This window comes from Methylophaga sp. UBA4204, from assembly GCF_002379485.1.
GTDB lineage: Bacteria > Pseudomonadota > Gammaproteobacteria > Nitrosococcales > Methylophagaceae > Methylophaga.
On sequence record NZ_DFTU01000063.1, the window covers coordinates 2,571 to 7,846 of the forward strand.

The following is a 5,276-nucleotide window of genomic DNA, read 5'->3' on the forward strand; positions in this document are numbered from 1 at the left end:
ACTTTTGCCTGCACCGTTAATGGCAAAGCATCAACTTCATCGAGAAACACTGAACTGCCCTGCGCCGCCAATAAGCGACCCGGTTCTATCACCTCACCATCCGCATTGGCCCGGCCAAATAAATCCACTTCGGCATCATGCACCGGTAATGCGGCACAATTAATAGTAACCATCGGTTTATCAGCACGTCGACTTAACTGGTGCAGTCGTTGTGCGACCAGCTCTTTACCGGTTCCGGTCGCACCACATATCAATACGCTGGCATCACTTAATGCAATCATTGGCAATACGCGCTGAATATGCGTGATTTGTGGAGAGTGGCCGATCATTTCTGTCGTCATGTGGGCATGCTCACCTTAATGCTGATGTCCGTCAGACGAATCATCTGTTACTGAATCAGTGACCGGATTCAACTCCATCGTCCCATGATGATGTTCGCCCTGTGGCCAGAGTAAAACCAATAGCGCCATCAGAATAATCATGGCACCGGCCAGTTTGCGAAACAGTTGATTACGCGCCAATGACGCCAGCATGCCAGCAAACATACCTGCCCCCATCACCGCCGGTAAAGTACCTAATCCAAACGCCAGCATCACTGATGCGGCATACACAACATTACCCGTAGTGGCAGCAACGGCAAGCCCGGCGTAAACCAGACCACACGGCAACCAGCCCCAAACCGCACCTAATAAAAAGGCTTGTTTCAGACTGCGAACTGGTAACAGTTTCTGACCAATGGGTTGCAGCTTGCGCCAGATGGGCGCGCCGATTTTCTCCGCGTGGGCAAATTTGGGAAACCAGCCAGCCAGATACAGGCCCATGCCAATCATCACCAAAACCGACAGATAACGTAAAAAGGGCAAACCATTGATTTGCGCCAGAGGAGAGGCAAGTAGACCGACCAGTCCACCCGCAATGGAATAACTCAGGATACGACCGATATTGTAGTTCAAAACAAATGGCAGCATTTTGCGTGGCTGCTCGCGAATATGGGCGGGCAAGGTCAATGTTAATGCGCCAATCACCGAACCACACATGGCAATGCAATGCGCCGAACTGAACAGGCCCAGCAGAAAAGCAGTAACTAAAGAAGTTGTGAGCGCATCCATTTATATGGCCTGAAAATCATCTTGCGGACAGATTAACATTTTAACCCTGTAATAATTGTGTGATTTGCCATAGTGATTCTGCAAATAACCCATTTCCCATCCATTAGCCTTTTCTAAAATAGTTTTAAACAGCTTGGAGAGGATTATGTTCAAAAAAACAATTTTAGTCTCATCGTTATTGCTGGCGTTAAATCAGCCAGCGATGGCAGAGCATTTCAGCTTACCGGAAATGTCGGTTCAAGGTACTGCCGGAGAAGGCACTCCTTTGGAATTACCTGCTCATGCTGAGGCCAGTAGTGACAGTGCTGAATGGCTGAAGAAACTGCCGGGAGCCAACATAAATCGCAATGGACCGCTGACCAGTATCGCACAATATCGTGGTTTATTTGGTGACCGGGTAAATACGCTGGTTGATGGTGTACGCATTAGTCAGGCAGGGCCAAACAGTATGGATTCGCCACTCAGCTATATTGCTGCATCACAACTCGACAATCTCACTTTATACCGTGGGATTGCGCCGGTAAGCTCAGGTATTGAAACCATTGGCAGCACCATTCAGGCCAGTAAAAAACAGATTGGTTTTACCAACAGTGATGAAGTTGAATTTCATGGTCAGGCGACTTCGGGCTATGCGCACAATAATGATAGTTACCAATTAGGTTTTCTGGGTGGATTGGCAAACCAGAATCATCGTCTTCAATTAGGCTTAACCCGCGACAAAGGCGATGATCAACGCTTTGATGGCGGTAAGATTCTACCCAGTCAACATGAACGTGACAGTTTTGCTCTGGGCTATGGCTATCAAACGGATGAATTGGAAATGTCATTGGATGCCGAACACCATGATACTGGCCACACCGGGACGCCTGCATTGCCAATGGACATTCTGTTTGCCCGCGGTGAGCGTTATAAAGCCGAAATCAGTCAGCAATTAACCAATGGTGGTCTCGTCTCCGTCCGGTTGAATTATCAAGATGCCGATCATCTGATGAATAACTTCAGTCTGCGACAGGCGCCGGTCAGTCCGATGCAATACAGGCAAACCTATGCCGATGTAATCTCCCACGGCTATCAATTGCATTATCAGCAAGATGACTGGATGTTTGGCTTTGATGCCGATAATGCTACGCATAATGCCACTATCTTTAACCCCAATAACCCGGCTTTTCTGGTCGAGAATTTCAATAATATAGAGCGCGATCGCTATAGCCTTTTTGCCGAGTGGGATGGTCAGTTGAATGATGCCTGGCGTATGCAGACCGGTGTGCGTTACAGCCTGGTCGATATGGATGCTGATGCTGTGACAGCGAATGGCCCAATGGGCGCCATGCTGGCCTTACAGCAACGCTTTAATGATGCGGATCGTGACCAGACTGAACATCTTGTGGATCTGGCATTTAACCTGACCCGTAAATTATCCAGTGATCTGGATTTACAAATGGGTGTGGCCCGCAAACAGCGTGCGCCTAGTTATCAAGAACGTTATTTGTGGGGACCGTTTCAATCCACATCGGGTCTGGCAGATGGCAACAATTATCTGGGTGATATTAATCTGGATCCAGAAACAGCTTATCAATTTGAACTGGGGCTGGACTGGCATCAGCCCGATTTTGCGTTGTCACCACGAATTTTTTACCACCATATCAATGATTATATTCAAGGTGTCGCTGCCACCGATCCGCTGGCGATTGCCGCCAGCACCATGATGGGTGATAGCACACCATTGCAGTTCAGCAACGTGGATGCTCAGCTTTATGGTGTGGATACCAGTTGGTTTGCCGCCTTGAATGATCACTTGCAGCTGGATGGAACAATAAGCTATGTTCGTGGTGAACGCCGTGATACCAGCGATAACCTCTATCGTATTGCACCATTAACGGCCCGCACACAGCTCAGCTACGTTGAACTTGATTGGCAGCTTGGGGTGGAACTGGTCAATGTCGCCGCCCAATCAAAAGTTTCAGCAGAAAATGAGGAAGCTAAAACCAGTGGTTACAGTTTAATTAATCTCACCGGCGAATACCGGTTTACCCAGCAACTTACTGTTTATGCTGGGGTGAATAATGTTTTTGATCGTCGATATGACGATCATTTGGGGGGCTATAACCGGGTAATCAATCCGGATATTGCCATTGGTGATCGCATACCGGGAGTAGGCCGAAATGCTTACGTCACACTGTCGATGTCCTGGTAATCGGTTGTTTCTAAGGAGAATCACGATGCAAAACGTTAAAAAACACAGCTTTTTTATTCTGATGGCAGGTGTGTTAGCTTTCAGCTCGCTTAGCTTTGCCGAAGATAAACCGTATACCGTCACGGATGGACAGTTCTTGGATAGTGAAACCTATAATGGTTATAAGCTCTACCGCAACTGGTGCGCCCGCTGTCACGGCACAGTTGGACAAGGAATGGTAGGGCCAAATCTGGCGGATAGTTTAAACGTCATCACCAAGGAGGAATTCATTGCTACGGTAAGCCATGGCAAGATGGGACAGATCGGCATGATGCCAGCTTGGGAAAGTAACCCAAAAGTGATGGAAGGCATGGATCAAATTTATGCCTACCTTAAAGCCCGTGCTGATGGTGCCATCGGCGAAGTCAAGCCCAAAAAAGCCAAATAGGCTCACTCCACCGGCTCTTGCTAAGTCTAGGGTCTATTGAACATTCAGACCCTAGACCTAGAGCCAGTCACAAGGATTAGTGCAGTTGGAAAGTAGCCTGGCGACGCTGGCCATCATCGGTAACAAACCGGAATTTCAATGTCGCTGCAGAGCGCAATTGCTGAGCATTAAGCGTGACATCGCTTAACAGAAAATCAACGGTTTCAGCCCGGCGGTCTGCCATGATTGAAGTAAACACATCACGTTGTCTGACCTGTTGAAAACCCTTCGGCAAAGGCTGAGGGTCAACCTTTGTCAGTAAATCACTGGCAGATTCTGAAAAATCATAAAACACGGTTTGCTCTGCTTTAGCTGGTGAGCCACAGCTGAGGTTTCCATGTTCAAGTGAGATGGGCGTTTGATCATCAATTTGCAGCAGAATCAGTTCATTATGGGCAAAACTGGCCGTGTGTCTGTCGCTGATGATTAACGTGCCCCAGTGCTTGCCATCCGGAGTTTGACTGATGGTAAAGTGATCACCTGTCTCGCTCTGATAACGCATTTCTTCAGCATAAAGCGGTGACGCCAGCATCACCGCTGACACCATTATCGATAGAGATTTCCACATAACCCTGCCCTCACTTGTAAATAATTGACTGTTGCTGTGAGGCGAAATTCCATTTTAATCCCGAATTTTCAGACGGATATCAATTTCCTTGAGTTCCTGCCTTTCCTGCAATAGATCGGCTTCGGTCAATGGATGTTCTTCCAACCAGCCGGAAGGCAGGGTCAATATTAAAGTATTACGATGCAGACTAAGGCCAACATGGGTATCGGTTTTTTCACTACGCCCACGATTGAATACCAGTGATAAACGTAACAGAATCGTTAATCGCAACGTAGCCTGCTGCATATCATCCGATAACTGCTTGATATGTTTACGTGGAAAACTCCGTCGCTGGCCTCGTACCATCGCTGCGAGTGCCTGCTGTTCTTCTCTGGAAAAACCCGGTAAATCTGAGTGCGCTACTAAATAAGACGAATGTTTATGATATTGATAATGCGAAATTTCCAGTCCAACTTCATGGAGTTTGGCCGCCCATTGCAAACGGTGTAACTGTTCTTCGGTATTAATTTGCCACTCAGCAGCCACTTGCTCATATAATTCGGTGGCCATTTTACTGACGCGCTCGGCATGGGCTTCATCTACATGGTAACGTCGTGCCAGGGAGTTTACGGTGCGATCACGTTCATCGTCATGTTGAATACGACCTTGCAGATCGTAAAGCAAACCTTCACGTAATGCTCCATCCGAGACGATCATGCGATCAATTTTTAACCGATCAAATGAGGCTTTCAAAACCGCGACACCACCGGCCAGCACATTGGCCCTTTCAGGACTCAAACCTTCCAGTTGAAACTTATCCTGATGACCTGCTTCCACCATGTGAGCAATGATTTTATCCAGCGCTTCATTCGTGATAACGCCGTTTTCACTCCAATTCTGCGCCGTGACAATACTGGCCACAGTGCGAATGGTTCCAGAAGCACCTACCGCCTCGACCCA

The 5,276-nt window shown here is 47.8% G+C and carries 5 protein-coding genes and 1 pseudogene; 2 read left to right on the forward strand and 4 right to left on the reverse strand.

Annotation, left to right across the window (positions count from 1 at the left end; all coding sequences use genetic code 11):
• A partial coding sequence (locus B3182_RS09190; RefSeq protein ID WP_292752476.1) for a sigma 54-interacting transcriptional regulator occupies nt 1-341 on the reverse strand: 341 nt, incomplete at its 3' end.
• A 15-nt stretch (nt 342-356) separates the two neighbouring features.
• Complete coding sequence (locus B3182_RS09195; protein ID WP_292358328.1) at nt 357-1,109, reverse strand: sulfite exporter TauE/SafE family protein; 753 nt, start codon at nt 1,107-1,109, stop codon at nt 357-359.
• A gap of 145 nt (nt 1,110-1,254) precedes the next feature.
• Here B3182_RS09195 and B3182_RS09200 point away from each other — a divergent pair, with 145 nt between their 5' ends.
• On the forward strand, nt 1,255-3,303 hold the full coding sequence (locus B3182_RS09200; RefSeq protein WP_292358330.1) for a TonB-dependent receptor: 2,049 nt from the start codon (nt 1,255-1,257) through the stop codon (nt 3,301-3,303).
• Between the two features lie 25 nt (nt 3,304-3,328).
• Nucleotides 3,329-3,730 (forward strand): c-type cytochrome, encoded by a 402-nt coding sequence (locus B3182_RS09205; RefSeq protein ID WP_292358332.1) that lies wholly within the window; start codon nt 3,329-3,331, stop codon nt 3,728-3,730.
• Between the two features lie 76 nt (nt 3,731-3,806).
• Here the strand turns inward: B3182_RS09205 and B3182_RS09210 are convergent, their stop codons facing one another.
• Together B3182_RS09210 and B3182_RS09215 are read right to left on the reverse strand one after the other, a co-directional pair.
• On the reverse strand, nt 3,807-4,337 hold the full coding sequence (locus B3182_RS09210) for a hypothetical protein (RefSeq protein ID WP_292358334.1): 531 nt from the start codon (nt 4,335-4,337) through the stop codon (nt 3,807-3,809).
• 54 nt (nt 4,338-4,391) lie between these two features.
• A pseudogene (locus tag B3182_RS09215) lies at nt 4,392-5,276 on the reverse strand (exopolyphosphatase); the annotation flags it as partial.